This window comes from Planctomicrobium mucosum (assembly GCF_051466335.1).
In the GTDB taxonomy this organism is placed as follows: domain Bacteria; phylum Planctomycetota; class Planctomycetia; order Planctomycetales; family Planctomycetaceae; genus Planctomicrobium.
Genome location: NZ_CP195793.1, coordinates 4,171,921 through 4,197,259 on the forward strand (window position 1 = coordinate 4,171,921; position 25,339 = coordinate 4,197,259).

Here is a 25,339-nt window from a genome sequence, read left to right on the forward strand (position 1 = left end):
CCCGAACTGAACTTCTGGATCAGCGTCGGGGCTGACATGAAATGATGATTCCACGCCAGTCCCTGTGCTGATGTTGTCAGGAACTACACAATGCGGCCTTCACCGACCATTGTGCAGCGACGTTTTCGAGTGAATGTCATTGGTGTAGTGACACCCTCTCCGGTCGGTGTGGCGATGCTGAAGGAAAGGTATCCTTCGCCGCCCAAACCGAGGCCAGCCATGCTTGGACCGTTCTTGATGTACAACGTGGTGTTCATCAGCCGCCCCATAGCGGTCATTGTGTGAACATCACGCGAGTGAATCAGAGCGGTGTGTCCGTACCCGTGTTCGAACTCCAGTGCCAGGCTGATGGCATGGCTGGTGTCGCGGGCACGAACGAATGGGACGAACGGCATCATCTGTTCTTCTGGAACGAACGGGTTATTGACATCCGTTTCGCCGTAGAGAAGCTGCGTGTTCGCAGGAACTTTCAATCCGATCTTTTCAGCCAGAACAGCAGCGTCTTTACCGATCAGATCGCGGTTCAGTCCGTAGTGTCCACCCGGTTCTTTCGGGGGAGTGAACGCGACTTTGGTGAGCGCTTCCACTTGTTGTGCGTTCAGTCGGTAACCGCCGTGACGTCCGACTGCTTCCATCAGCTGATCGAAAATCGGCGCGACTGCGAAGACTTCTTTTTCGCCGATGCAAAGCAGGTTGTTGTCGTAGGACGCCCCTTGAACAATGCTGCGAGCAGCGTTTTCGATGTCGGCAGTCTGATCAACGACGACAGGTGGATTTCCCGGACCGGCGACGATCGCCTTCTTCGAGGACTGAAGGGCAGCACGCGCCACAGCTGGTCCACCAGTCACGAGCAGCACTTTGACTCCACGGTGATGGAAGACTTCGTTTGCTGATTCGATCGTCGGCTTGCTGTTGATCGTGACCAGATTTTGGACACCGATTGCTTCCTCAAACGCTTTGTTGAACGCCTGAACCCCCGTGCACGCAATCTTCGCACCGTTTGGATGCGGATTGAAAACGACGGTGTTTCCGGAAGCAATAATGTTAATAATGTTCCCAGCGAGCGTTGGGAGCGAGTGCGTGACAGGAGTGATGGCACCGATGACGCCGAATGGAGCGTACTCTTCGAGCATCAGACCGTTGTCACCGCTGTAGCAATCGGTCTTGAGGAACTCGGTTCCAGGAACCAGCTTGATGATTTTCAGCTTCTCGATCTTGTGGTCGAGACGGCCGACTTTGGTTTCTTCGAACTCGGCTTTGCCCCAGACTTCGGCGTTCTTCTCGCAGAGGTCCTTGACGATCTGCACCACTTTGGCGCGGTCTGCCATCGTCTTGGTCTGCAGAACCTGAAATGCTTCCTGAGCAGCAGCGACGGCGTCGTTGACGTTATCGAAAACGCCATAGTTGCCACCGGCTGACCGACTCGAACCATTGGAAGCGATGCTTCCTGCTGTTCCGCTGGAGAGAACTGGAATTCCAGCCTTTTTCGGAGCTGCTCCGTTCGAACGCGTGGACTTGCCGAGTTCTGAAAGCACTTCTTCGACAACGGCCCGGATCGTGTTTTCGTTGGCTTGCATCTACTGCTCCTTCGTCATCAGTCAAGATGAACGAGACTGATTGATGAACTACGAGTTCGCTTTGTAAATCGAATGATTGGCAATCTGAACGTTGTCGACGATACCGATGATCGCACAATCGATTGGGAGTGTTTTTGTTTCGTCTGTGAAGCGTGCACTCGACCCCTGAACGATCAGCACCACTTCTCCTTCGCCAGCACCGACCGTGTCGACAGCGATGAAGGTGCGCCCGGTTGACTTCAGTGAATCCTGCGCTTGTTCATCAACTCGCAATGGTTCGACGATGAACAACGTCTGACCCACCATGCTGGGGACTTTTTGAGTCGCAGTCAGATTGCCGGTAATTTTCGCAAGAAACATGTCTTATTACTCACCACGGAGACACGGAGGCACGAATCACTTTTTCTGCAGCACGCGCCTGATGAGTCCGTCTTTCAATGTTGAGTGAAGAAACCTGAAAGTTCCCCGGTCCGCAAACTGGCCCGTCTACTGCCTCGACATTTTGGAATTCCGCTGGAATGCAGGCTCCGGAATTTCGAGGTTACCTAATATTTTCTCCGACCACTTTCGCGGTCTGCCGGGCGACGACGATCTCTTCATTTGTTGGAACGATCCAAACCTGTGTCTTCGCTTGCGGAGACGACAGATTGACTTCGCCCTTCAATGTTTCGTTTTTCTGCTGATCCAGTTCGATTCCTGCGAATGTCATGTTTTCGCAGACGAGTTTACGGATCAGGCTACTGTTCTCTCCGATTCCCCCGGTAAAGACGATGGCGTCAGCACCATTGAGAACTGCGAGATACTGTCCGATGTACTTTTTGATTTCAGCGACGTAGACCCGAATTGCGTGGTTGGCACGTTCGTGGCCCTGAGCCGCTGCATTCTCGATGTCTCGCAAGTCTGGAGAGACACCGCTCATCCCTTGCAGACCGCCCTGGCTCGCCAGTTCGTTCAACAGGGTTTCGTAGTCTTTTCCTGTGCGATTTTTCAGCAGACGCAATGCGAACGGGTCGAAATCACCAACTCGATTGTTCTGTGGCAATCCGGACTGAGGAGTCATCCCCATTGACGCTGCACGAGACTCTCCGCGTTCAATCGCACAGATCGAACTGCTCCCCCCCAAGTGACACGAGATAATCTTCGCGTCGGGATTGTTGAGCAGTTGGGCAGTTCGCGTGGCAATGAAACGGTGACTCGCTCCATGAAATCCCCAGCGGCGGATTTCATGATTCTCTGTCCATTCATAAGGAACCGCGTAAGAGCGGTATTCCGGGAGAATGGTGTCATGGAAGGCTGTTTCCAGTGCTGCCACGAGCGGAATCTTCGGGAAAGACGCCTTCAACAGACGCATTGCCCGTGCATAAGGTGGATTGTGAGCTGGAGCGACATCGGCTAGCGATTCCATCGTTTCCAGAAGCTCGTCATTGACCAGTCGAATGCCGCTCAATCGACCAGCGAAGACTGCTTTGAAACCGATCGCTGCCACTTCGTCGACCGATGTGAGGCAACCCGTTTCCGGGTGAGTGAGTTGATCCAGGCACATGCGAACAGCGGCCGCATGGTCCGGAATTCTCTGGATCACTTCCTGCTTGTGACTCCCCACTTCCGCCGTACAGACAGAGTCAGCATCTTGACCAATTCGGTCGATCGCTCCTCGTGCCAGTTGCTCTTCGGTAGACATATCGAAGAGTCGGTACTTGAAGCTGGTAGATCCAAGATTGGCGACCAGAACTTTCACTCTTAACCTCACAACTTTCCCGTCACGGAGCTTGCGCGTCAGCAAGCGTCCTCATGCAACATCAGCGAGGAATCAATCGTCTTTCAGAGAACGAAGCGTCGACCGACGCAGGGCGTCTCGCCTGCGCCTCGAACTCTGAAAAGCTGAATGTCCGTCCGACTAGAAAATGTCCATCAGCCCTTCAGAGGCACGTGGAATGATGTGAGCAGCGAGCAACTCGCCGACGCGGCTCGCAGCTGCGGAGCCAGCATCAACCGATGCGCGAACGGAGCCGACGTCACCACGAATCACGGTCGTAATGAAGGCGTTTCCGATATTGACCTGTTTCACCAGAGTCACGTTTGCGGACTTCAACATGGCGTCGGAAGCTTCGATCGCCGCGATGAGTCCTTTCGTTTCAACAAGACCGATAGCGTCGTTCATTGGACGATTTCCTGCGGGAGCAACAATGATGCTTGGGCTCGGTGGCGGTGCCGGTTGTGTTTCCGGCAATGTGTTTTGAACACTTTCTTCCACGATTCCACCTGAGTTAACACAAGGGCGAAGCCTGTTTGTCCGGGAACCGGACTCCGACCATGCAATTTTTTTGAACGAGACGTTGCAACGCTGACTTTTCAGTTGGACGACCAGCATCGCAATTCAGATTCTGAACTCCGAAATCAACCCGGAGTTTTCATCTTCAGAATCGAATTAGGCGTCTTTCTTCTTTGGAAGAATTGACACGAGCTCTTCGTGTGGACGAGGAATGACCTGAACGCTCATCACTTCGCCGATCTTGCTTGCAGCAGCAGCGCCAGCATCAACGGCGGCCTTTACAGCAGCAACGTCACCGGTCAAGAAGACGGTTGCGATACCGCTTCCGATTTTTTCCCAGCCAACCATGGTCACGTTGGCAGCCTTGAGAGCAGCGTCAGCGGCTTCGATCAGGCAAACCAGACCTTTGGTCTCAATCATTCCCAACGCTTCGTTAACACGAGCCATCGTACCTAACTCCAAAATTCAGTGGGGGTCAGTGATTGTGATCGGGCCTCAAACATACTGAGACCCCTTTTTTCAGAGTGGGCGAAGCGAATCGCACACCGAGATTTCAGTTCGCAACAGCACCGGATCAGTGCGTGTGGCATCCACAGGCAACCGCAGGAACCAACTCCACTTTCGTAGCTTTGGTAATGTTGACTGCGTTGCCTTCATCTGTATCGAGGTGAACTTCCAGCTTGATCTTGTCGTCGCCGCCGCGAACAGCCAGATTTTCGAGAGTTGTGCTGCATCCTGGAGATTCGATCTTCAGGTGCATCTGATCGCCATTCTTTACGCCGTAGTAAGCCATGTCTGCTGGAGACATGTGCACGTGACGCATCGCGCGAATCACACCTTCTTTCAATTCCAGGCTTCCCTTGGGGCCGACAAGCAGGCAGCCCGGTGTCCCAGCGACGTCACCGCTGATTCGAACGGGAAGATCCAGTCCGAGAGAAATGGAATCGGTGAAGGCGAGTTCTACTTGTGAGGCTCCGCGAGATGGCCCGAGAACACGAACTTCTGGAAGCATGCGGCGACGAGGGCCAACAATGGCGATGGTTTCTTCAGCGGCGTAGTAGCCTTCCTGATACAACCATTTTGTCGGTTTGAGTTTGTGCCCTTTTCCGAAGAGAATTTCGATGTGCTCGTCGGTCAGGTGAGCGTGGCGGGCAGAGATGTTCACGACCAGTGGATTGGGGGGAGTCTTCGAAGTTCCCTGCGAGCCAGTTGCTGGCGACGCTGCCGGGCCGTGCTTCGACAGAACGGACCGGACAACTCTTTCGATATCGCCTCTGGATAAGCCGCTGACATCCACTGCAGACATATTTACTTAGCTCCCCGTCTCACAAACGATCACTCTCAGACTTCAACGACATTCAAATCAATTCCGAAGCTGCTGATGCGGTCTCTCCACTCAGGAGTGATTCCGGAGTCCACAACCAGCCTGTGAATTTTTTCCAGTCCACAGAGCCTCGAAAATTCTGAATGCCCCAACTTACTGCTGTCAGCGACGACAATCACCTCGTCTGCCGACTCCATCATTTGCTGCTCTGCTTCCACGAGAAGTGAGTTCGAGTTAAACAAACCCGCTTCTGTGATTCCCCCTACTCCCATAATGAGTCGGCGGGCCTGTATCTGCTTCAATGCTGCGACTGTGAGAGATCCGAGTACGACTCCTGTCTTGGGGTAGAGATAGCCTCCCAAGAACACGACTTCGACATCAGGGACACTCACCAAGTGGTTCACGATTGGCAGCGAGTTCGTCACTACCTGCAACGATTTTCCGGAAAGATGTCGTGCTACTTCGAGAGTAGTCGTCCCACCATCCAGGATGATCGTTTCTCCAGTACCGATAAGATCGGCAACGCATCGACCGATCTTCTGTTTCTCACGAAGAGCGAGGTTTCGCCGATCATCAAAGCCGGCTAGTGACTCGCCAACGAATGCTGCGCCTCCGCGCGTGCGCCGAACCTGTCCGATACTTTCAAGATATTCCAGATCACGTCGGACTGTCGACTCGCTGACAGAAATTTCGTCAGCGATTTCCCTAAGTGATGCAAAGCCTTTGACTTCAATGATTTCTAGGACACCAGAGCGGCGTTGATCAAGCAACATCCGATTTCCCCTGTCCTATCTGTATTAACCTAAAATCAATCAAGCCGCACGGATATCATATGCTCAGCAAATGCAATGTTCAACCAAACTCTTTCAGAATCTTTCAAAACATGTCATCGCCAGATTGCGTAATCTGATCTCTCTTCTTTGATATTTCGTAACACACGTTGGATTCGTCGGCTGATGGTGAGCTAACATTCAGAGAATTCGCCGCGAATCGTTGTGTGCGTCGAGACTGCTGCCATCAACCGGAAAAGTTGGCCTGAATGGATTTTCCAGCGAGCGCAAAAAAGCATTCCGTCGCTTCTTCTTCTCCATCCGGCGCAAACCACACGGCTCCCGATAGCGAGGTCAGAAAAGGGCAGCGTCACTCAATTACCGTCCTTCAGCAACGGCTCAATAGTGTCATTCGTGGAAAAGAAGAAACGATCGACATTCTGCTCATCAGCCTGTTAGCTGGCGGTTCGGTCCTCATGGAGGACGTCCCGGGTGTCGGAAAGACGACTCTTGCCAAATCATTGGCCAAAGCACTGGATGCGGACTTTCGCAGGGTTCAGTTCACCCCGGACCTGCTTCCATCAGACATCCTTGGAGCAAGCATTTACAACCCGGCAGATGGTTCTTTCACGTTCAAAGAAGGACCGATATTCTGCAGCATCCTCCTCGCCGACGAAATCAATCGTGCCTCTCCAAGGACACAATCCGCACTGTTGGAAGCGATGAGTGAGGGACAGGCGACCATTGAAGGGGTTCGCCACCGTTTACCCCATCCGTTTCTCGTCCTTGCCACTCAGAACCCCGTCGATTTTCACGGGACCTACCCACTCCCTGAAGCTCAGCTCGACCGATTCCTCGTGCAGCTCAAGGTGGGCTACCCTGACCGGAAGATGGAAGTGGAGATTCTCTACGACCACATCCACGAGCAGCCTGACGATGAGATTGAACCAATCCTCCCTGTCCAGGAGGTTCTTAATCTTCAGGAAGAAGTCAAGAAGGTTCACGTTGAACGTTCTACAGCTGAATATCTGGTCGAAATTGTCGCTCGAACGCGGTCTCATCCCCATCTGAAGCTGGGAGTCAGCCCACGCGGATCGCTGATGTTCTTTCGAGCGGTTCAGGCATGTGCCTTTATTTCTGGTCGGGATTTCGCGACTCCGGATGACGTCCAGAGAATGGCTGGCTACGTCTTGGCTCACCGACTCGTCATGACTTCAAAAGCGAGATACGGCAACACCAACAAAAACGATGTGATCGACGAGATTCTCAAGCAACTTCCGGTGCCAACATGATGGGGCGCCGCAGCTGGCTGGCGAGAAAGCTCCTCTTCTTTATCCAGTTCAAGCTGACACCTGTCGGCCGGATGGCTGTATTTCTGATGTTCCTGAGCGCCATCGGGCTCATCACAACTGAGATTCCGATTTATCAGGTCTTCTGTGCCATCTCGTCGCTTTTCGGAATCGCCGAGCTGACCGGGATGATTCTGCGTCCCAAGCTCCGTATCACCAGCAGCCTGCCTGAAAAAATCGTCGCAGGGGATTCCGCGCACGGCTTTCTCACCGTGGAGAACCATGGATTATTCCCCGCATTTGATGTTAGCTGCGGGTGTTTCGTTCTTCCTCCGGGGATCACCCATCTGGTTCCAGACACAACCATCCAGACGATCCCGAGAGGAAAACAGGTCTCCATCCCCGTAGTGATCCATGCGGAGAATCGGGGCGAATACGTGCTCAGTGATATCTTCGTATTCAGCACATTCCCATTGAACATCATGCGAACGGGAGCAACGCAGGTTCCACCACATAAGCTGATCGTGGTCCCGAAGTTCCATCCTCTCGAACACTTGAGCATTCCTCTTTCACACCGCTATCAGCACGGTGGACTTCTGCTCGAATCCCATTCTGGGAACGCCGCCGCTGAGTACGTTGGAAATCGAGACTACATCCCGGGAGAGCCGACAAAACGTCTCGACTTTCGTGCCTGGGCGCGCGTCGGGAAGCCAGTTGTACGTGAGTATCAGGACGAATTCTGCACAAAGGTGGTGGTGATCCTGGACACCCACGTTCCTTCTGCCGGTTTTCTGAAGCGAAAAATCGCGAAGCAACAGTGGGACGCTGGCGTCTCGCTAACCGCTGCCATTATTGATTCTCTGGATCGCAGTGGAATCACCATCGAAATGTTCGGAGTTGGCGATCAGACGTACGACTTCAAAACGTTTAACCTCTCGCAGTCGTCCCTCGAAAACTCGCTCGATATCCTGGCCGGAGCCTCGCCATCCAATGGAGGCTCAATCGAGAACCTGTCCTCCAGCATTGCAGCTTATCTTGAATCGACCTCCGTCGTCATATTTCTCGTTTTTGACTGGGATCATCGGCGGGAGGAACTTGTCCAGGAAGTCCTGCAAAGTGGTTGCGGAGTCCGCATTTTTCTGGTCAGCGATCAGGCGACGACGCTCCCGTTTTCATCCGATGAATCGTCGACACGAGTCAGTCCCCGAGTGATACTGGAAGGGGAACAATGCAGCCTGTAGGGTCATTGCAACCAAAGCGATCCAGTAGACCTTCGTTTCATCGTACGATGGGGGTCTGCCTGATTCTTGCTCAGGCACTCACCCTGACAATTTTGATGAAGCCAGTTTTCTTTTCAATTGCCTTGGTTGCTTTGTTGGGGTGGCTCGCCCCGCAGATTCGACTCCTGTTTTCAGTTCCCCTCACGGTTGTGTTCGCGGTCGTGGCAGCCATCAGCATGATCGTTCATCAGTTTCTGAGCGATGAGTTTGCCAACATCGCGTTCATTGGAAGTAAAGTCGCGTTTGAAATCGCTTTAGGCTGCATTTTTTGTCAGCTTGGAGTTCTGTTTGTCCGTGAATATGAGCACAAACTTCCAAGCTGGTTTCTGGCTGCATCCGGGACAAGTATGGTCTTCGCGGGTGACGTGAGGGTTTCCTTTCAAAAAGTGAATTCTGTTCTCGCAGTGGTGATGATTTACATCGTCTGCTGGGTAGGGTACGCAATCTCCTGTCGGACAACGATTCCATCCCGATTTCGCAACAGCAAGCGACGAAGAGCAATCCTTGTTGCGGTGGTTGTCCTGACGCTTGTGTCTACAGCGGCAATTTCTTCGGTCTACAAAACCTATGCAAATCGTCTTGAACACTGGATCTCAGAGTTCATTACCGTTGGTCGGATTGGAAGCAACGGCGCCGGATTTTCAGGGACGGGAGGACTGAGTTCGATCTCGGATCATCGCAATTTCCAAGGGTTTGAAGTCGCACTGAAAATCGACTCTGATTACGACCCTGGGTACATGCGAGGAAAGGTGTTTACGAAATTCGAGTTCGATAGTTGGACGCAGAGTGAGTCGCCACAAATTCTGTCGCCACTCTCGCAAACGCCGTCCATCCGGTTCACTCATCCCAATGACTCTGTGTATTTGTTGAATGGTGGATGGCCATCGCATTCAACGCGCATGACAATCTGGCCGTTTGACCGTAATTCGCTGAATCATCTGTTTGTTCCACTGGACGCAGCAGTGATTAGCACGGACGACAAATCGATCAAGCTCGACTATGGCGGAACGGTGGAGCGAGATGGGAAATCACTGATTACATCGTACGTGGTTTTGACTGGGGAACCGCAACCCGTTCCGATGTCCAATCTCAATATTGTCACCCTTTCGCTCCCGGACGACCTTGAGCCGGTTGTTCATGAAAAGTCCAAGGAGATTTTTCAGGGGCTGAGCACCACCCGTGAAAAGATTCAGGCTGTGGAGGCGTATTTCAGCAATAACTACACCTATTCAACGAAGTTTCGTGTCCCACGCGGGGCCAATCGACTCTCTTACTTTCTCACAACGATGCCAGCGGCGCATTGCGAGTATTTTGCGACAGCGGCAACGATTCTGTTGAGAACAGCGAACGTTCATGCTCGGTACGTCACTGGTTATGTGACGAGCAGCAGAAACCCGATCGACGGCAGTTATCTCGCTTACCGCAAAGATGCGCATGCGTGGGTGGAAGCGTACGATGAGGAATCGGAATCCTGGATCACAGTCGAGCCGACACCGGTCGAAGGGATCCCCCAGCAACTGGATATGCCAGCATGGACGGAGCCTTACGATGCGGGGAAAGGAGCTGTCAAATATCTCTTTGAAATCCTCAGTACCGGCGTGATCTGGCACCTGTTCCTGAAATACAAAGTTCACCTTTCTCTGCTCCTGGTACTGGCAGGACTTCTCTATCTGGTCATTCTGTTTTCGATGAAACGACTCTCTGGGAGTGGACCTCAGCAAATTCATATCGACAAAGTCTACCGCCCTTTGCAGCGAGAACTCCGTAGAATGGATCGATTCCTGACACGGATGGGGATGTCACGGCAACCGGACGAAGGACTACTGTATTTTGCAGATCGAATCGAAAGGGACTCTCACTGGAACACTTCAGCGGCATTGGCCAACTGGTATCGCCAGTACACCAGTTTGCGGTACCAGGATGTTCCATTCGATTCGGACGCTGTGGCACATATCAAAGAAATTCGGCGCCAGATTACAAAACGCACAAAGGCTTCTTAATGAGCGAGGAATTTGGACATTTTTCAATTCCGGCGGATTTCATCGGAGAAATCGTTGTGTTTGATATGGTCGCACCCTATGTCTATATCGGAACTCTAGTTGGTGCCGATTCACATTACCTTATTCTTGAAGATGCGGACGCTCACGACCTGCGTGACAGCAGCACTACACGGGATTTGTACGTTCTCGACTGCCGTCGGCATGGCGTTGGAATCAACCGACACCGGATTTTCGTCCAAAAAAATCAGGTCGTCAGCATGTCGAAATTGTCCGACGTTGTGCCATAATAAGTGTGCCAGCCAGAGCACTGTGCGTTCTCCATCCGGTCTCCCGGAAATGAGGAGATTGCGCGATGACTTCCTTCAAGTTGGGCGGTCTGGTACAAGTCCGCCAACTGTATCCCGATTTTGAGGCAAATAAGGCAGCATGTCCGCACCCGCAAAACTCGCACTCGCTGATGGAACCGTCTACACCGGAACCCGCTTTGGAGCGGATGGCGAGGTGTACGGAGAGGTGGTGTTTCACACTGGTCTGACCGGATATCAGGAAGTGATCACTGATCCTTCCGCTACTGGACAGATTATTGCGATGACATACCCACTCATCGGTAATACAGGGATCAACGTTGAAGACCTGGAAGGCCCCAAAGTCGCCCTCCGTGGTTTCGTGATCCGCGAACTTTGCCACGAGCCGAGCAATCAGCGTTCTCAAAAATCGCTGAGCGACTACCTCGAAGAAAACAATGTGATCGGAATTGAAGGGGTCGATACCCGTGCCCTCGTCCGAAAAATCCGCTCAGTGGGATGTATGAACGGTGTGATTTCGTCGATTGATCTCGATGATGCTTCACTCATCAAGAAAGCCCAGACATGTCAGGACCTGAACGGTACAGACTTGGTCAAAGAGGTCGTTCCTGAAAAAGCATTCGAGTGGACCGATGGACTCTTGCCCGAGTTCCTCAACTCGACAACTCCGTCCTACAATCCAGAATCCAGTAAAGAGCCCGGACCGCATATTGTCGCGCTCGATTACGGGATGAAATGGAATATCGCACGATACTTCACCGAACTGGGCTGCCGCATGACGGTTGTTCCGGGAACTGCGACGGCAGAAGAAGTGCTCGCGTACAATCCTGATGGAGTGTTCCTGTCGAACGGACCCGGAGATCCGGTTCCGTTGACCTACGCTGTGGACACCATCAAGAACCTGCTCGGCAAAAAGCCAATTCTCGGGATCTGTCTCGGCCATCAGCTCTTGGGAATGGCTCTGGGGGCCAAAACCTACAAGTTGAAATTTGGTCATCGCGGTGCCAACCAGCCTGTGTTGAACGTCGCGACGGGCAAAGTCGAAATTACTTCACAGAGTCATACTTTTGCAGTGGATGAGTCGACTCTTCCTGCTGGCGTGAAGGTGACTCACGTGAACCTCAACGATCAGACCGTTGAAGGGATTGCCCACGAAGAACTGCAGGCCTGGAGCGTGCAGTATCACCCGGAAGCTGCCAGCGGTCCGCACGACAGTAATTACATCTTCGGTGAATTCGTCGATCGCCTGCGTCCGTTGATCGCAAAATAAGTCGTAATTCGCTTATTGATTCGCAACTCGCTTAGTCCCACCACTCTCAAGGTTTGAGTATGTCCCTGGAAAAATCTCTCATTCTGTTAAAGCCCGATGCTGTTCAACGTCGTTTGTGCGGCCGAATCCTGACCCGCATCGAAGAACGCGGCTTGAAGATTCTCGGACTGAAACTGCTGCGAATCACCAAGGAACTGTCTGCTCAACACTATGCCGAGCACGTCAGCAAGCCGTTCTACCCAATGCTGGAAGAATTCATCACTTCCGGGCCAGTCGTGGCTCTCGTTGTTGAAGGTCCAGAAGCGGTCGCTGTTGTTCGTGGAATGATGGGCAAGACAAACGGTCGTGAATCCGCTCCGGGAACGATTCGTGGAGATTTCGGTCTTTCACGTCAGGTTAATCTGATTCACGGTAGCGACAGCCCAGAGGCTGCCGCTCGCGAAATCGCGATCTATTTCCGCCCTGAAGAAGTTCTCGAATACAACTCGACACTGACTGAATGGGTTTGTGCTGACGACGAGAAATAAGTCATCAGTTGTGAGAATCAAACAAAACAGGCCAGACGTGATTGTCTGGCCTGTTTTATTTTTATCGCGTCGACTTACGAAGCGGCAGCGTGTTGTTGTTCGCCGGGATTCACACCAAGAGAGATGCGATTCTTCAGTTTGACCTTCAGGGCACGCTCGCCCTTTGCGTTGTAAAAATACACAACGTTCTGATCTGCAGCCCAGATCGCGCCCAGGCGAATTGCACGCAGGCCTTGTAGCGAGAACTCAATTCCGCACAGCTTATCCTTTACGAAAAGTGCTTTTCGTTGGGTATGAAACTGCTCTGCCAGAAGATTCTCAGAATCACAGAGTTGCTTGTGAACGTACGCGTGCAATTCACTGATCGATTCAACTTTGGATTCAGCTTCACGCATGGATTTCAATCTCCGCTTCCCGAACCATGATCTTGGGGGTGGCCCACACTACGGTCTGTTCGGCCGGAAAATGGTTGGTTCTTTAATGGAGGTCCCTTTTCCGAAGAGACTCTCGAGAACTCCGTTGGGACTTCCTGCTGCTCCCATCAGGTTCAGAGCCGCTCCGGTGCCGCCGTTGCCCTGTAATTTGCCATCCTTCACAAACTGAGCCCCTGTTTTTGCTTTCGGGGGAGCAACATCGGCGTCCCAGACGCGGATGAACTCCGAACGGGAGCCGATCACCACTTCATAGACCCCGGTGTGTAGGCCGGTGAAGTGGAACTTCCCTTGTGAGTCCGTCACAGCGGTGGCCACATCCTGGCCCGCTTTTCTGACTGTCGCCCTCACATTCTGAATTCCGATCCCGTTCAAGTTGACGTAATGTCCTGCCAGTACGGAATCCTTGAGGACGACATCACTCCCGAAAGACTCGACCGGCTTCCGCTTCAGTGGGTCACTTCCGATGGTGACTCGAGACTGAAGCAGCGTGTTGAAGAGCAACACACCAAGAATCAATTGCTGAGATCTGGTCATTTCAGAGCACCTCGCCTTTGTCCACAATCCTTCGCTAGAACTCGATTCGGCCGAAACTGCGGGAGATATTCGACTGATGCGCAGAAGCACCCTCGAATACGAGAAGCTTCACTCACTATGCGACAGTATCGTCGCGATTGCGACGATTGCGCCAATCGATTCATTTTGACATCCGAGATTCACCAAAATGGAATGTTGCTTTTCCCCCGTTCCTCAACCGGGGAAGACCTTCCGAACGATGTTTCCCCGCAAATTCGTTGTTCCGATTTTTCAAGATGAGCAACCTGTGCGGGCGGGGAAAACTACAAATTCCCAATAAGGCTGGCGCTGTCACCGCGAAACATGAGGTAGCGTTGCAACACAATCTATTAGCTTTGCCTGTTTGTATGGAATTTGCGCGAACATGAACTCGCTGAGTCCTCCAATTCTCCTCCTGATTTTGGCTGTCTCTGTCTTCACAGCGGCGGCAGCTTATTCGGATTTCCGCTCGAAGCGAATTCCGAACAAGTTAACCCTGCCCATGTTCTTTGCTGGTTGGGTCTATCAGATTGTCATGTCGTTCATGTACGGCTGGGAGCATCTGGGCTCAGCTGCACTTGGATTTCTGGTCGGCTTCGGCTTCCTGTTCGTCCTGTGGTTCGTCGGTGGAAGTGGCGGAGGCGACGTGAAGCTGGTCGGAGCATTAAGCGTCTGGCTTGGCTTCCAGATGACACTGGCGGTGATTTTTGTCACGACAGTCCTCGTGTTGCTTGGAACCTCCTTCATCATCCTCAAAGAGATCACCACAAAGGGGATGGGAAAAACTCGCGAGAAATACCTGGCAACTGGCAAAACCAAAGTGGGCCAACCAGCACATGTAGAAACCCGGGACGACAAAGTCCGCCGGCGAGTGATGGGCTATGCCCCTCCGGTCGCCATCGCCACATGGCTGGTTGTCATCTGGTATGCACCTCGACTTGAGCGAGCTTTGCACCCCGAAACTGCGAACGTGTCATCAACTGTGGAACAACGATAATGAAATCCCATCGTCGCCTCAGCAAGACCATCGCATCGCGTCGTCGCGGGGTGATGTCAATGGAACTAGTTCTGACGCTCCCAATTCTGTTCGTGATGTTGATGGGAATCTTCGAGTTCTCGTTCCTGATGTACGCAAGAAGCGACGTCGTTCAAGCATCTCGAGCAGGTGCTCGATTCGCCACATTAAACGGGGTCTATCCTGAAGATGTGGAGTCTGAAGTCGGGCGAGTTTTGGGTGGCAAATTCCAATCGGATTATTCAGTTGAAACTGAACTAGGCAAATTTAGCGGGGACGAAGTTGTCGTCACTGTCAGAGTCCCGATGACCGCAGCTTCGCCCAATTTGCTGTGGCCGATTGGTTACAACATTCAGGGCCGCGAACTGGTTGCCCAGACGCGTTTACTTAAAGAGTAATTTGAAACAATTGTGAACGCCCCTCGGCGCAATTCAGGGAGTTTTACCGTGAGACGATTATCGCCTGCCTTTTTGACGATCGCCATGCTGGGTGTCGTCGGACTGCTTGTAGTTCTATATGTCGGCAAAAAGTTGCTCGCCCGGGATGTGGCTCCTCCAAGCAATCCCAGCGTGAACGTTCCGATGGCGCTGACTGACCTTGAGCCAGGGACTCGCATTACCGACGCTCATCTCGCAACTGGGCCGACTTCGCGAGCTGACCTTGGCCGTGACGTCGTGCTGACATCACGTGCACTCGTTGGGCGTGTTGTGAAAAACAAAATCACCGGGGCGCAGCCGATCAGCTCTGCGGATCTCTATCCACCCGGACAAAACGCTCCATTGATCATTGAGCCGGGCAACGTCGCTGCGACAGTTGCAATTGATTCACCATTCGCTGCGACTCGCGGACAGTTTGTCGACGTTCACTTTACTCCTTCGGCTGATCCAGATCAGGAAGAGACTGGCGGAACGATTATGACACTGTTCCGTGGAGTTAAGATCCTTGAGATTTCCGGATCCGCAGCGAACCGGAATGCGACCAATGTGACGCTGGAGCTCTCGCGAGAACAGTCCAATATCATTCTTCTCGCCAAGGACCGGGGGAGTCTCAATCTGGTGTACGCTCCTGAGGGGCGCGGAAGCGGAGTTGTCGGCGTCAGCGATGAAGATCGAGCCACTCTGTACGAAATCCTTGGATATAAGAAGAAGCCAGAGGTTCCAGAAGTTCCACCATTCCAGACGGAACTCTTTCAGGGAACCGGCGGGCGGGATATTCACTACTTCCGCGACGGACGCAGAATCGGCGATGGAGGATACGGTGGTGGAACCGGGAACGGCGACGGTACTTCCGGACAGCCTAACCTTCCCCCTGTTCGACGCGGCAATTTGAACGGGTACAACGGAGCCCGTAATCAGGATTCGTCCCCCAGTGCCAGCAACGCGGCACCAGTGACACGACGACCATCCGCAATCCCTAACGTCGTGCCGAATCTGGCGAACAAAGCAGCACGAGGCGCTCTCTGATCATCAGGAACGCCTTGATCAAACGTATGAGTCTTTGATAGACGGGAAAAACCAGCGTGATTGTTACTCGATCCAGAAATGTTCGCAGCCATCGGCGTCAAGGAAACTTGATGCCGGCGATTGCAATCGCATTTTTGGTCAGTGGCTCCTGCATGGCACTCGTACTGAATGAATATTGGCTCTCAGGGATTCAGGAAGAATTGCGAAGTTCTACCCAGACCGCCGCACTTGCGGTGGCCCGGGAACTCGTCACCGATGATCTTTTGAAGCTAGACCCACCTCAGTCTCCCGCAGTTCTGGCGCGTGAAAAACTCGCGACACTTCAGGAAATGAATTCCGGAAGATCGTCCACGATGCCGGAGATGGAGCTGCATCTCGGGCGTGCGATTCTTGATCCCTCGACAGGACAAACGCATAAGCTGGAGACAGATAATCAACCGAATTCAGTGGTCGTGATCGGACATCGCGATCGGTCGCGAAGCAACCCGGTCAACATGTTGATTCCCCTTCTGACGGGGCGTCCCACAGCGGATGTGACATGTACATCAGAAGCAAGTGTCACAAATCTCATCGAAGGGTTTCGACCGTTTGGCCCGGTTGATGTGCCTGGTTGGCCCATCGCGATTCTGGAATCAAGTTCGGACGAAAAGGTTCAGACATGGAAATCCCAGATCGAACTCCGACATGGAACCGATTTCTATAGCTGGAATGCTGAGACTCAAACTGTCGAAAACAGCTCCGATGGCATTCCGGAGATTCTGCTTCAACCACGAGGCGATAACGGGACGAACAACTGCTATCTGGTGGATGTCGGTTCATCCCTACAGGATCCAGCTGTCAATCGGCAGTTTGAAGAAGGTTGGTCAGTCGAGGATCTGAGTGGTTTTGGAGATGTCTTCTCATTCAAGTCCGGCCCGCTTGATCTTGCCGCCAGCAACGATTTCAGTGGCGTTCCTGAAGATGCGATGCAGGAGAGTCTCGGGCAAGTCCGCGTGTTGATGCTCTACTCCAAGATGAGCAAAGCTGACCAGGATGGAATTGCAGTCGAAGCGGTCGAGTTTGTCGCTGGCCGTTTGATGCACGTTTCGCAAGGAAAGAACGGCCCCGAATTTGTATTTCAGCCAGCAGTTCTCACAACTCGAACTGCCGTGCTGGATGAAGATGCCTTGTACCGGGGGGAAACCTTCGGCAACCCATACATTTATAAAGTCTCGATTACGCAATAATTGTTTGCGTGATGGATTCGCAATGAGTCGACCTGCTTCAGACGTTACTGAAACAGGCACGGAGAGGACCGGGTAGGATGGTCGCTGTCGCAGAAAAAACTGTTGAAACCAGTGCACAGTTCCAGCATGTGAAAACACAACTTCACCGCGAGATGGTCGATGCAATCGACATGTCGAAAGCGGGGGAATTGGGTGAAGCGGAATTCCGCCGTCAGCTGGAATCACTCGCTGCACATCTGGTCAATCGCTCTGAATCACGCGTTCCGGAACGAGACCGTGCGCGGATGATTCGCGAGTTGATGGACGAAATCTACGGATTTGGTCCGTTGCAACCACTCATGGATGACCCCGATGTGAGTGACGTACTCGTGAATGGTTACAACACCGTCTTCGTTGAGCGAAATGGTCTTCTCGAAAAGACTGACATTCGCTTTGCGGACGACAATCACCTGCTCCGGTTTATTCAGCGACTTGTTGGTCAGGCAGGGCGACGCATCGACGAAGTGTCGCCGATGGTCGACGCAAAATTGGCTGATGGTTCTCGTTTGCATGCCGTGATTCCTCCTCTCGCATTGCGTGGACCGACACTGTCAATTCGTCGATTCAAAACGCAGATTGTGCGTATTGAAGACATGGTCCGGACGGACACTCTCGCCCCTGAAATGGCTGACTTCCTTGTTGCCATTGTCCGGGCCCGTATGAATATTCTGCTCTCCGGCGGTACAGGTGCCGGAAAGACGACGATGCTCAACAACCTCAGTCGGTTTATCCCTGCGACTGAGCGTGTCATCACGATTGAAGAAACTGCGGAACTTCAGTTGCAGCAAGCAGACGTCGTTGGACTGGAAACCCGACTGCCAAACGTTGAAGGTAAGGGAATCATCACTCCTCGCGACTTGTTAAGAAACAGCTTGCGAATGCGTCCCGACCGAATCATCGTGGGGGAAGCGCGCGGCGGAGAAGTTCTTGACATGCTGCAGGCGATGAACACCGGTCACGATGGTTCGATGAGCACCGTTCACGCGAACGATACAAAGGACGCATTGCACCGGCTCGAGTTGATGATCGCTCTCTCAGGAGCAGAACTCCCGACCCATGTGACGCGCCAGTACATCGCCTCTGCAATTCAGATTTTCGTTCACATCTCACGTCTGGCGTCCGGTGAACGTAAGATCATGCGTATTTCGGAACTGACCGGCGTCGTCGACGGCGAGTTTCAGCTGGAAGACGTTTACCTGTACCGAATGGCTGGACTGGACGAAAACGGAAAAGCGATCGGCTCGTTCTACGCCACCGGCTACGAGCCAATGTGTTTGCGAAAGATGGCATCACGTGGATACGAGCTCAATTCCAAATTGTTCGTGCCACGTGAATTGAAAACAGGCATGGAATACCGCGCTGACGTCTAACGCAGCGCAGAACTGTTGAAACAGTTCAACGAGAACCGACAGTTCAGCGACGTGAGTAATCAAATGGCAGACACAATCCTGAAACCTGACAGCAAGTTCAAGGGGATTCTCCGGCAGAGTGAAACGTATGCCGTTCCGAATGACCCTTCTCTCGGCAACCAGTTCAATAGTTGGTTTGACCGACTGATGCTGCAATCCGGGTTACTGACATCCCCTTCAATGGTGCTGGCGTTATGCCTGTGCTCCGGGGTGACATTTGCGGGGTTGGCATTTGTCTGGCAGGAAAACCTGGTGACCACTGCGCTCACTGGCTTCCTCGGGTTCCTCGTTCCAATTGTGGTCACGATGATCATTCGATCGCGTCGACAGTCGATGATGGTGAATCAGCTTCCTCCCATGATTGACGAACTTGCTCGCGCAGCGAAGACCGGTCGCAGTCTGGAAAATTGCCTGTTGATCGTCTCCACCGATACGCCGAATCCATTGGGGGCAGAACTACGTAACTGCACACGCAAGCTCTCGTTGGGCATGACGATTGATGAATCGCTGGCGGAACTTCCAGAACGGACAGGTCTGGTTGCCACGAGCGTTCTTTCAACAGCCCTATCTGTTCATCGACAGACCGGGGGAGACCTGGTTCGAGTGCTCGAACGACTTTCACTAACACTGCGCGACCGCATTCACTTTCAGGGACGCCTCAAAGCAGCCACCGCTGCCAGCCGTGCCACTGCTTTTTTAATGATCGTTCTCCCACCAGCGATTCTGGCCTTCTTCGTATTCCGCGATGGAGACTACCTGAACAAGCTGTTTGCATCATCCTGGGGATTCCGAGCCACGATTCTGGCGTTCATCCTTGAAGTCATTGGAGCGATCTGGGTGGTCCGGGTTCTCCAGAAGAGTACACAAAGCTGACACGAGCGATTCAAGCATGGGGTCCGTGATGAGCGGCCAACATGCACCGATAAAGTCTGATTTAATACATACGAAGACACGTGGCATATTGTTCATGCTGCGTGTGATTTGACTCACCCGAAACGACAACGATTCAACGTTATTCCCCAGTCGATTCGTTCCTGAAGACTGTTACTTCCATGAACCTGACACAGTACTTCGAGCAGCTGAAACTCGACAATCCTCAACGTTACTTTTCGAGCATTTCCACTTCGCAGTTGAACAACATGGCGATTGGAATCGGGATCGTCGTTGCGCTGTTCATCATTTACAAATTCTGGTCGTGGTCGCGTCGGCGTCGGGAATTGCTGGCGACCTCATTTCGTAAACGCGAACAAAAACCGTCGACGAATGTCGCTGACTTCATAAAACCGAATGTCCCGGCACACGTTGATAGTCAGCCGACTCCATCAAATGCCGTAGAAATTGCGGCAGAGACGTCGCAAGTGCCAGTCGCTATGGCGCAATCGGTGGTTCCTTTGGCTTCGGAGGAATCTCGCGCCGAGCCAATCGCGAGCGTCTCGGGATGGACTCCGAATCCACATCCACACGAGCGGAAATACTCATCCAGCGGCTACTGGCCGACCGAGCCGAAGGTCATCGAGAAAAGCAATCCCTTCGAAGAAGGGAAAGAGGAATACCCTTGGGCTGATGGGAGCGACTACGCATTCGGTTCAGCGACTCCGCTGCTCTCGGACCTCTTGCCGACGAGTGAATCAGGCCGGAAAGATCTGACGAAAACTCTCCGCAATGCCGGATACTACTCGCCCCATGCTTGGCAAAATTTGTCTGCGGTTCGCTACATTGGAATCATCCTTCCGATCTTACTGTTCGGCACATTGCTGGTTGTCGTCCCAGAGTCGCTTGAACCGTACATGATCGCAGGAATTGTCATTGGCCCGATTCTTGGGTGGGCACTCCCAACCCTGTATGTCCGTAGCAAGGCTGCGACTCGGCTTCGTGAAATTGAAACCGCGATGCCTGATATGCTCGACCTGTTGAACATGTGTGTCTCGCAAGGGATGACAGTTCCTACATCGCTTCGTCGAGTCGGTAAGGAGATTACGCCGGTTTACCCTGCGTTGTCGAAAGAACTGATGATCGTGGCGGAACAAGCACGAGTCGGCCACCTTTCAGAAGGGCTGACAAGCCTTGCTGAACGCGTCGATACCCCTGAAGTGCATTCCTTCTCATCGCTCATGATTCAGACTGAAGAGATGGGGACGAGTGTCTCAGAGGCTCTGAATGATTACTCAGACAGTATGCGGGAATCTCAAAAGCAAAGAGCGGACGAAAAGGCGAATGCTGCGACGTTCAAATTGCTCTTTCCAACTGTGCTCTGCCTGATGCCAGCGGTGTTTCTGTTCCTCATGGGACCTGCGCTGATTGACCTCAATGCCTTCTTCACTCGAGGAGGAATTCAGGGACTTGATCAGGGGGCGAATGCGGCCCTCCAGCAACAACGAACTGAACAGGCTCCTTAATTTGCGGAGCCACTGACGCTACGAACCAGACAGCCAATATGAAACGGGACCGTACTTGATGGTGCGGTCCTGTTTTTATTGCAAGGTGATTAGAAGTGAGGCTCACTTCCCTTTTGATGGTTTGAAGTAAACATTCGCCATCGAAGAAGTGCGAATGCTTCAGTTCGCGACAGGACACTTTCCGGACTACTGTTACATCAACATTCCAAGAGCAACTCCCATGAGCATCACTGCGATCACGCTGAGTGCTCGCCACGCGCGTTCGTATTGAGTTCCCTCTTCATCTGTCAGCGACGCTCGATTGCCGATCCATTTCATCAGTGTTGAGGGAATCCGTTCGACGCAATTCCCGATGAAAAACCATTCTGAAAAGTGGGCGAACCGAACTAATCCGCGAATGGGAATCTGGACCACGATTGCGATCACCGACGGAACGTAGAACTCCGCTTGTGCTAATCGATGCAGACCATTCCGTTGTTGGCGTCCTGCTCGCTGCGAATGTGGCCACGTTCGCGATGCAACATAGGCGATTGCCGTCACCATTCCGCACAGAATCGGCGTGGTGACTGATCCCCGCAATTGAAACAGGTCAACGATCTGGTGTCGGAAAATAATTGCCAGACACATCATTGTGATCAGCGTTAACCCCGCTGTGATTTGGCCGATTCCACGCACCGCAGGGAGATCCGTCCCCGGTACGAGTTCAGAATGCTGAGAGAACGCGTGAATTTCCTCTATTGTCCTGAACAATGAGAGCCCGACAAGAAAAATGCTGATGAGGATTCCGGTGATGTAAATCCAGTTCATTTGAGGCGAGTGGTCGGATTCGATTCGGATGGTTTCGATTAGTGCTTCTTGTCCGAGTACTCCAACGCAAAGCAGAACTCCGCCACCCAACATTCCCCACTTCGCAAGTCCTCGGCTTATTCCAGAGTCCTGAAAAAGATGGAAACTGATCGCAAGAGCAGCCATGAGGGTCACGCCCCCCAACCCTAATCGAGTGGCCTGATCCAAATCAAACTGCAAAGTTCCGACCGCAATCCAGACGATTCCCAGGCAGGAACTGACCATGTGCGCTGTCCGCGCTGCCGGGAGCACATGGCTCCATGCCATCATTCCCAGAAGGACTGCAGAGAGCGCTCCTACTCCCTGCAAGATAAGAGTCACTTCTGGAAATGAATGTAAGACGCGGCCCCAGCGAATCAACACGAGAATTGCCGGCCCGAAGCACAGCAAGATCAACCAGGCTGTTTCGCGAAATGACATTGTGATGGGGGCAGTCCAACTCATGAGCGGATACAGTCCGCAGCGGAGTGCCAGTGCCATCACAATGAGCGAGAGTCCGGAGACAACCTGCGCCACAGTCCCCGGTTCCAACCCTTGAAGAAATTCGCTCGACGAGAAAGCCGGCAGATCGCTGTTAGAAATCGCAAACCCTAGAGAAGACAATCCCATCAGGAAAACGAGATCTGCAAAAATCAGCCAGATCAATCCGCTGGCAATTCGTCGACTCCGAAATTCATCGCTGTTGTGGCATGCGAGGGTCAAACACATCAGCCAACTCATCGCCGACAGGCACGCCCATTGCAGCCAGATGTCCGTGGTGACAATCAAAACATAAGAAATTGCAACTGAGAGCAGAAAAAAGGGAGCTTCCGCCATGTAATCAGTTCGGCGAGGGGACCGTTTCCAATTTGCGAAAATGAGAATCGCCCCCAGTGAGACCAGAATCACGAGCCAGGTCTCAGGAACTCCATCCGAATAAACAAGTCGAAAACGAGTCGGCAGCCACTTCCAGATTTGCCGGAATGGGGAATAATGAACCCCTGCCAGAGCCACTCCTCCGCCAAGAAGAAGGGAGATACTCAGAATCAGTTGAGGGCGTTTCGGGCTGTTGCCACTTATCCCTAAGATCATATTGATCAAAAGGATAAAGCAACCTGAAAGAAACGCAGCGACGGCGACAGAGTGGCAGATCAGGTTCTCAATTTCAGACCAATTCATTCGAAACCTGATTTCTGATTCCGGTCGCGAGATGCCGATTTCTAACCAGTGCTGACGTTATCTTACGCAACACGCAGAATGGTATGTTGCATGAAGAATATGAACAGGTATCATGAATTCTTCACAAAATTGAAATCCCGCTAATGCAGAAAAGAGTGAAGATCTCTATTATTCTGCACCCAGAGGTCCATTTTTGCTCCGCAGCTCCGGAGCCCGTGCGACGCGAGGGAAGCCGCGTCAGCAAGCTGTGTTGGATTCATTCAGTTGTTTGTGATGAAGTTCTACACATGCCCGGACCCTTACAAGGGACTGTCCTCTTTAATACGGACCCGCATTCATGCGTCGTGAAAAAATTCGAAATATCGCAATCATTGCCCACGTCGACCACGGTAAAACGACCATGGTTGATGCCCTCCTGAAACAAAGCGGACAGTTTCGCGATTCCCAATTGCAGGGAACATGCATTCTGGACTCGAACGATCTCGAACGTGAACGCGGAATTACCATTCTCTCGAAGAATGTCGCCGTGGAATACAAAGGGGTCAAAATCAACATCATCGACACTCCTGGACACTCCGATTTCGGCGGTGAAGTGGAGCGTGTTTTGAAGATGGCTGACGGCGCTTTGGTGATCGTTGACGCTTTCGAAGGTCCAAAGCCACAGACTCGCTTTGTTCTCAGCAAGGCCCTCGAAGTCGGTCTCAAGCCGGTGATCGTCGTCAACAAAATCGATCGGCCTGACTGCCGCCCTGAAGACGTCATTCTCGAGACAGTTCATCTCATCGAAGAACTCGGCCACGAAGACTCTCTCAGTATTCCGTACATCTTTGCATCTGGACGAAGCGGCTTTGCTTCACATGATCCGGAAGCACGAAGCGGCGACATTTCCCCGCTCCTCGACATGATTCTGGATCAGATTCCTGGCCCCATCGCCAACGAAGAAGAACCATTCCAGATGATGACCACTTCTTTGAATTGGTCGAAGTACGTCGGTCGTATCATCGTCGGTCGCGTTCAGAACGGTAAGGTTCGTGTTGGCGACAAGGTCGTCATCATGAAAGAAGATGGCGTCAGTAAGACTGCGACTGTCGAAGCCGTTGAACTGTTCGACAAACTCGGGAAAGTGGCCGCAGAAGAAGCGATCGCTGGTGACATCGTTGCATTGACCGGATTGGGAGAAGCTGAAATCGGCGATACCATCGCTGACGTCAACGCTCCTGTAGCCTTGCCACGTATCACTGTCGACGAGCCAACTCTGTCGATGCTGTTCACAATCAACACATCTCCTCTCACAGGTCGCAGCGGTGGAAAATTCCTCACCAGCCGCCACTTGCGAGATCGCCTGACTCGCGAACTGGAATCAAACGTTGCGTTGAAGGTGGAAGACGGCGACTCCAAAGAAACCTTCCGCGTTTCAGGACGTGGACTTCTGCATCTGTCGATTCTGATCGAAACCATGCGTCGTGAAGGCTTCGAAATTTCTGTCGGTAAGCCAGAAGTGATTCGCAAGCAGATCGATGGACGCTGGCACGAGCCATTCGAAATCCTCGAAGTGGACGTTCCAAGCAACGACGTCGGAACCGTGATCGAAATCTGTGCCCAACGAAAAGGCCAGATGACTGACCTCCTCGGGGGGATCGGATCACACTCCCACATCACATTCAAGATTCCTGCTCGCGGCCTGATCGGCTTGCGTACGCGTCTGCTGAATGCAACGAAGGGTGAAGCGATCGTTCACCACCGTTTCGACAGCTATCAGGAAATCGAAGGGGAAATCCCTCGCCGCAAGAACGGGGTTCTGATCTCTCAGGACGATGGAAAAGTCACTGCATACGCACTGGCCAAGTTGCAAGAACGTTCAGAACTCTTCGTCGCTCCAGGTACAGAAGTTTACGAAGGGATGATTGTCGGTGAGAACTCACGCGACAACGACTTGGTTGTGAACCCTGTCCGTGAAAAGAAACTGACCAACATGCGTGCGTCAGGGTCAGACGAAAACGTCATCCTCGCACCACCTCGCGATATGTCTCTCGAAATGGCTCTTGAGTACATCGAAGGCGATGAGTACGTCGAAGTGACTCCAAACGGCATCCGCCTGCGTAAGATCTGGTTGAAAGAAACTGACCGAAAGAAGAACGTTCGCTCTGCTTAATGTTCAGTTTCAGAGCAATCGTGTCGCGGTGAATG

The 25,339-nt window shown here is 52.5% G+C and carries 24 protein-coding genes; 14 read left to right on the forward strand and 10 right to left on the reverse strand.

What is annotated here, in order from left to right; all coding sequences use genetic code 11:
* Positions 1–83: 83 nt before the first annotated feature.
* The 7 genes from SH668x_RS16550 to SH668x_RS16580 all read right to left on the reverse strand — a co-directional run bounded on the left by SH668x_RS16550 (position 84) and on the right by SH668x_RS16580 (position 5,946).
* A complete protein-coding gene (locus tag SH668x_RS16550; protein ID WP_437186170.1) occupies positions 84–1,577 on the reverse strand; it encodes an aldehyde dehydrogenase family protein in 1,494 nt (497 codons plus the stop codon).
* 48 nt (positions 1,578–1,625) lie between these two features.
* Positions 1,626–1,937, reverse strand: a complete 312-nt coding sequence (locus tag SH668x_RS16555; RefSeq protein WP_437186171.1) for a EutN/CcmL family microcompartment protein — start codon at positions 1,935–1,937, stop codon at positions 1,626–1,628.
* A gap of 181 nt (positions 1,938–2,118) precedes the next feature.
* Complete coding sequence (locus SH668x_RS16560; RefSeq protein WP_437188573.1) at positions 2,119–3,315, reverse strand: acetate/propionate family kinase; 1,197 nt, start codon at positions 3,313–3,315, stop codon at positions 2,119–2,121.
* Between the two features lie 159 nt (positions 3,316–3,474).
* Positions 3,475–3,738, reverse strand: a complete 264-nt coding sequence (locus tag SH668x_RS16565) for a BMC domain-containing protein (RefSeq protein WP_437186172.1) — start codon at positions 3,736–3,738, stop codon at positions 3,475–3,477.
* Positions 3,739–4,005: 267 nt separating this feature from the next.
* Complete coding sequence (locus SH668x_RS16570) at positions 4,006–4,296, reverse strand: BMC domain-containing protein (RefSeq protein ID WP_437186173.1); 291 nt, start codon at positions 4,294–4,296, stop codon at positions 4,006–4,008.
* A 127-nt stretch (positions 4,297–4,423) separates the two neighbouring features.
* Positions 4,424–5,155: a phosphate propanoyltransferase gene (gene pduL, locus SH668x_RS16575; RefSeq protein ID WP_437186174.1), complete on the reverse strand. Its 732-nt coding sequence runs from the start codon at positions 5,153–5,155 to the stop codon at positions 4,424–4,426.
* 35 nt (positions 5,156–5,190) lie between these two features.
* Positions 5,191–5,946 (reverse strand): DeoR/GlpR family DNA-binding transcription regulator, encoded by a 756-nt coding sequence (locus SH668x_RS16580; RefSeq protein WP_437186175.1) that lies wholly within the window; start codon positions 5,944–5,946, stop codon positions 5,191–5,193.
* 266 nt (positions 5,947–6,212) lie between these two features.
* Between SH668x_RS16580 and SH668x_RS16585 the strand changes: the two genes are divergently transcribed.
* From SH668x_RS16585 to ndk, 6 genes are all read left to right on the forward strand, one after another.
* A complete protein-coding gene (locus tag SH668x_RS16585) occupies positions 6,213–7,235 on the forward strand; it encodes an AAA family ATPase (protein WP_437186176.1) in 1,023 nt (340 codons plus the stop codon).
* Complete coding sequence (locus SH668x_RS16590) at positions 7,232–8,473, forward strand: DUF58 domain-containing protein (protein WP_437186177.1); 1,242 nt, start codon at positions 7,232–7,234, stop codon at positions 8,471–8,473. The genes SH668x_RS16585 and SH668x_RS16590 overlap by 4 nt, the downstream gene beginning before the upstream one ends.
* Positions 8,461–10,512: a transglutaminase-like domain-containing protein gene (locus SH668x_RS16595; protein ID WP_437186178.1), complete on the forward strand. Its 2,052-nt coding sequence runs from the start codon at positions 8,461–8,463 to the stop codon at positions 10,510–10,512. The genes SH668x_RS16590 and SH668x_RS16595 overlap by 13 nt, the downstream gene beginning before the upstream one ends.
* On the forward strand, positions 10,512–10,799 hold the full coding sequence (locus SH668x_RS16600; RefSeq protein WP_437186179.1) for a hypothetical protein: 288 nt from the start codon (positions 10,512–10,514) through the stop codon (positions 10,797–10,799). The genes SH668x_RS16595 and SH668x_RS16600 overlap by 1 nt, the downstream gene beginning before the upstream one ends.
* Before the next feature lie 139 nt (positions 10,800–10,938).
* The gene (carA, locus tag SH668x_RS16605; RefSeq protein WP_437186180.1) at positions 10,939–12,087 is read left to right on the forward strand and encodes a glutamine-hydrolyzing carbamoyl-phosphate synthase small subunit; all 1,149 of its coding nucleotides are present in this window, start codon (positions 10,939–10,941) and stop codon (positions 12,085–12,087) included.
* A 65-nt stretch (positions 12,088–12,152) separates the two neighbouring features.
* Positions 12,153–12,614 carry a nucleoside-diphosphate kinase gene (ndk, locus tag SH668x_RS16610; RefSeq protein ID WP_437188575.1) on the forward strand — a complete coding sequence of 154 codons (462 nt, stop codon included), beginning with the start codon at positions 12,153–12,155 and terminating at the stop codon, positions 12,612–12,614.
* Between the two features lie 74 nt (positions 12,615–12,688).
* On the opposite strand, the gene SH668x_RS16615 is transcribed toward ndk, so the two are convergent.
* Together SH668x_RS16615 and SH668x_RS16620 are read right to left on the reverse strand one after the other, a co-directional pair.
* Positions 12,689–13,009 (reverse strand): hypothetical protein, encoded by a 321-nt coding sequence (locus SH668x_RS16615; RefSeq protein ID WP_437186181.1) that lies wholly within the window; start codon positions 13,007–13,009, stop codon positions 12,689–12,691.
* Positions 13,010–13,057: 48 nt separating this feature from the next.
* A complete protein-coding gene (locus tag SH668x_RS16620; protein ID WP_437186182.1) occupies positions 13,058–13,582 on the reverse strand; it encodes an SdrD B-like domain-containing protein in 525 nt (174 codons plus the stop codon).
* 403 nt (positions 13,583–13,985) lie between these two features.
* On the opposite strand from SH668x_RS16620, the gene SH668x_RS16625 reads away from it, so the two are divergent.
* The 7 genes from SH668x_RS16625 (at position 13,986) to SH668x_RS16655 (ending at position 21,148) form a co-directional block, all read left to right on the forward strand.
* Positions 13,986–14,597, forward strand: coding sequence for an A24 family peptidase (locus SH668x_RS16625; protein ID WP_437186183.1), 612 nt, complete (start codon positions 13,986–13,988; stop codon positions 14,595–14,597).
* Positions 14,597–15,013: a TadE/TadG family type IV pilus assembly protein gene (locus tag SH668x_RS16630; protein ID WP_437186184.1), complete on the forward strand. Its 417-nt coding sequence runs from the start codon at positions 14,597–14,599 to the stop codon at positions 15,011–15,013. Before SH668x_RS16625 ends, SH668x_RS16630 begins: the two co-directional genes overlap by 1 nt.
* 48 nt (positions 15,014–15,061) lie before the next feature.
* A complete protein-coding gene (cpaB, locus tag SH668x_RS16635) occupies positions 15,062–16,078 on the forward strand; it encodes a Flp pilus assembly protein CpaB (RefSeq protein ID WP_437186185.1) in 1,017 nt (338 codons plus the stop codon).
* A gap of 110 nt (positions 16,079–16,188) precedes the next feature.
* The gene (locus tag SH668x_RS16640; RefSeq protein WP_437186186.1) at positions 16,189–17,304 is read left to right on the forward strand and encodes a hypothetical protein; all 1,116 of its coding nucleotides are present in this window, start codon (positions 16,189–16,191) and stop codon (positions 17,302–17,304) included.
* A gap of 77 nt (positions 17,305–17,381) precedes the next feature.
* Positions 17,382–18,713 (forward strand): CpaF family protein, encoded by a 1,332-nt coding sequence (locus SH668x_RS16645; RefSeq protein ID WP_437186187.1) that lies wholly within the window; start codon positions 17,382–17,384, stop codon positions 18,711–18,713.
* 63 nt (positions 18,714–18,776) lie between these two features.
* Complete coding sequence (locus SH668x_RS16650; protein ID WP_437186188.1) at positions 18,777–19,625, forward strand: type II secretion system F family protein; 849 nt, start codon at positions 18,777–18,779, stop codon at positions 19,623–19,625.
* Between the two features lie 179 nt (positions 19,626–19,804).
* Complete coding sequence (locus SH668x_RS16655) at positions 19,805–21,148, forward strand: type II secretion system F family protein (protein ID WP_437186189.1); 1,344 nt, start codon at positions 19,805–19,807, stop codon at positions 21,146–21,148.
* Between the two features lie 192 nt (positions 21,149–21,340).
* Here the strand turns inward: SH668x_RS16655 and SH668x_RS16660 are convergent, their stop codons facing one another.
* Positions 21,341–23,152, reverse strand: coding sequence for a hypothetical protein (locus SH668x_RS16660; RefSeq protein ID WP_437186190.1), 1,812 nt, complete (start codon positions 23,150–23,152; stop codon positions 21,341–21,343).
* A gap of 337 nt (positions 23,153–23,489) precedes the next feature.
* Between SH668x_RS16660 and typA the strand changes: the two genes are divergently transcribed.
* Positions 23,490–25,304: a translational GTPase TypA gene (typA, locus tag SH668x_RS16665; RefSeq protein WP_437186191.1), complete on the forward strand. Its 1,815-nt coding sequence runs from the start codon at positions 23,490–23,492 to the stop codon at positions 25,302–25,304.
* Positions 25,305–25,339 lie beyond the last annotated feature (35 nt).

Excerpts from the sequence above, each read along its gene's own strand:
- SH668x_RS16550 (WP_437186170.1), bottom strand. The coding sequence starts at position 1,577 with ATGCAAGCCAACGAAAACACGATCCGGGCCGTTGTCGAAGAAGTGCTT.
- SH668x_RS16555 (WP_437186171.1), bottom strand. The coding sequence starts at position 1,937 with ATGTTTCTTGCGAAAATTACCGGCAATCTGACTGCGACTCAAAAAGTC.
- SH668x_RS16565 (WP_437186172.1), bottom strand. The coding sequence starts at position 3,738 with ATGAACGACGCTATCGGTCTTGTTGAAACGAAAGGACTCATCGCGGCG.
- SH668x_RS16570 (WP_437186173.1), bottom strand. The coding sequence starts at position 4,296 with ATGGCTCGTGTTAACGAAGCGTTGGGAATGATTGAGACCAAAGGTCTG.
- pduL (WP_437186174.1), bottom strand. The coding sequence starts at position 5,155 with ATGTCTGCAGTGGATGTCAGCGGCTTATCCAGAGGCGATATCGAAAGA.
- SH668x_RS16580 (WP_437186175.1), bottom strand. The coding sequence starts at position 5,946 with ATGTTGCTTGATCAACGCCGCTCTGGTGTCCTAGAAATCATTGAAGTC.
- SH668x_RS16585 (WP_437186176.1), top strand. The coding sequence starts at position 6,213 with ATGGATTTTCCAGCGAGCGCAAAAAAGCATTCCGTCGCTTCTTCTTCT.
- SH668x_RS16590 (WP_437186177.1), top strand. The coding sequence starts at position 7,232 with ATGATGGGGCGCCGCAGCTGGCTGGCGAGAAAGCTCCTCTTCTTTATC.
- SH668x_RS16595 (WP_437186178.1), top strand. The coding sequence starts at position 8,461 with ATGCAGCCTGTAGGGTCATTGCAACCAAAGCGATCCAGTAGACCTTCG.
- SH668x_RS16600 (WP_437186179.1), top strand. The coding sequence starts at position 10,512 with ATGAGCGAGGAATTTGGACATTTTTCAATTCCGGCGGATTTCATCGGA.
- carA (WP_437186180.1), top strand. The coding sequence starts at position 10,939 with ATGTCCGCACCCGCAAAACTCGCACTCGCTGATGGAACCGTCTACACC.
- SH668x_RS16615 (WP_437186181.1), bottom strand. The coding sequence starts at position 13,009 with ATGCGTGAAGCTGAATCCAAAGTTGAATCGATCAGTGAATTGCACGCG.
- SH668x_RS16620 (WP_437186182.1), bottom strand. The coding sequence starts at position 13,582 with ATGACCAGATCTCAGCAATTGATTCTTGGTGTGTTGCTCTTCAACACG.
- SH668x_RS16625 (WP_437186183.1), top strand. The coding sequence starts at position 13,986 with ATGAACTCGCTGAGTCCTCCAATTCTCCTCCTGATTTTGGCTGTCTCT.
- SH668x_RS16630 (WP_437186184.1), top strand. The coding sequence starts at position 14,597 with ATGAAATCCCATCGTCGCCTCAGCAAGACCATCGCATCGCGTCGTCGC.
- SH668x_RS16640 (WP_437186186.1), top strand. The coding sequence starts at position 16,189 with ATGCCGGCGATTGCAATCGCATTTTTGGTCAGTGGCTCCTGCATGGCA.
- SH668x_RS16645 (WP_437186187.1), top strand. The coding sequence starts at position 17,382 with ATGGTCGCTGTCGCAGAAAAAACTGTTGAAACCAGTGCACAGTTCCAG.
- SH668x_RS16650 (WP_437186188.1), top strand. The coding sequence starts at position 18,777 with ATGGCAGACACAATCCTGAAACCTGACAGCAAGTTCAAGGGGATTCTC.
- SH668x_RS16655 (WP_437186189.1), top strand. The coding sequence starts at position 19,805 with ATGAACCTGACACAGTACTTCGAGCAGCTGAAACTCGACAATCCTCAA.
- SH668x_RS16660 (WP_437186190.1), bottom strand. The coding sequence starts at position 23,152 with ATGAATTGGTCTGAAATTGAGAACCTGATCTGCCACTCTGTCGCCGTC.
- typA (WP_437186191.1), top strand. The coding sequence starts at position 23,490 with ATGCGTCGTGAAAAAATTCGAAATATCGCAATCATTGCCCACGTCGAC.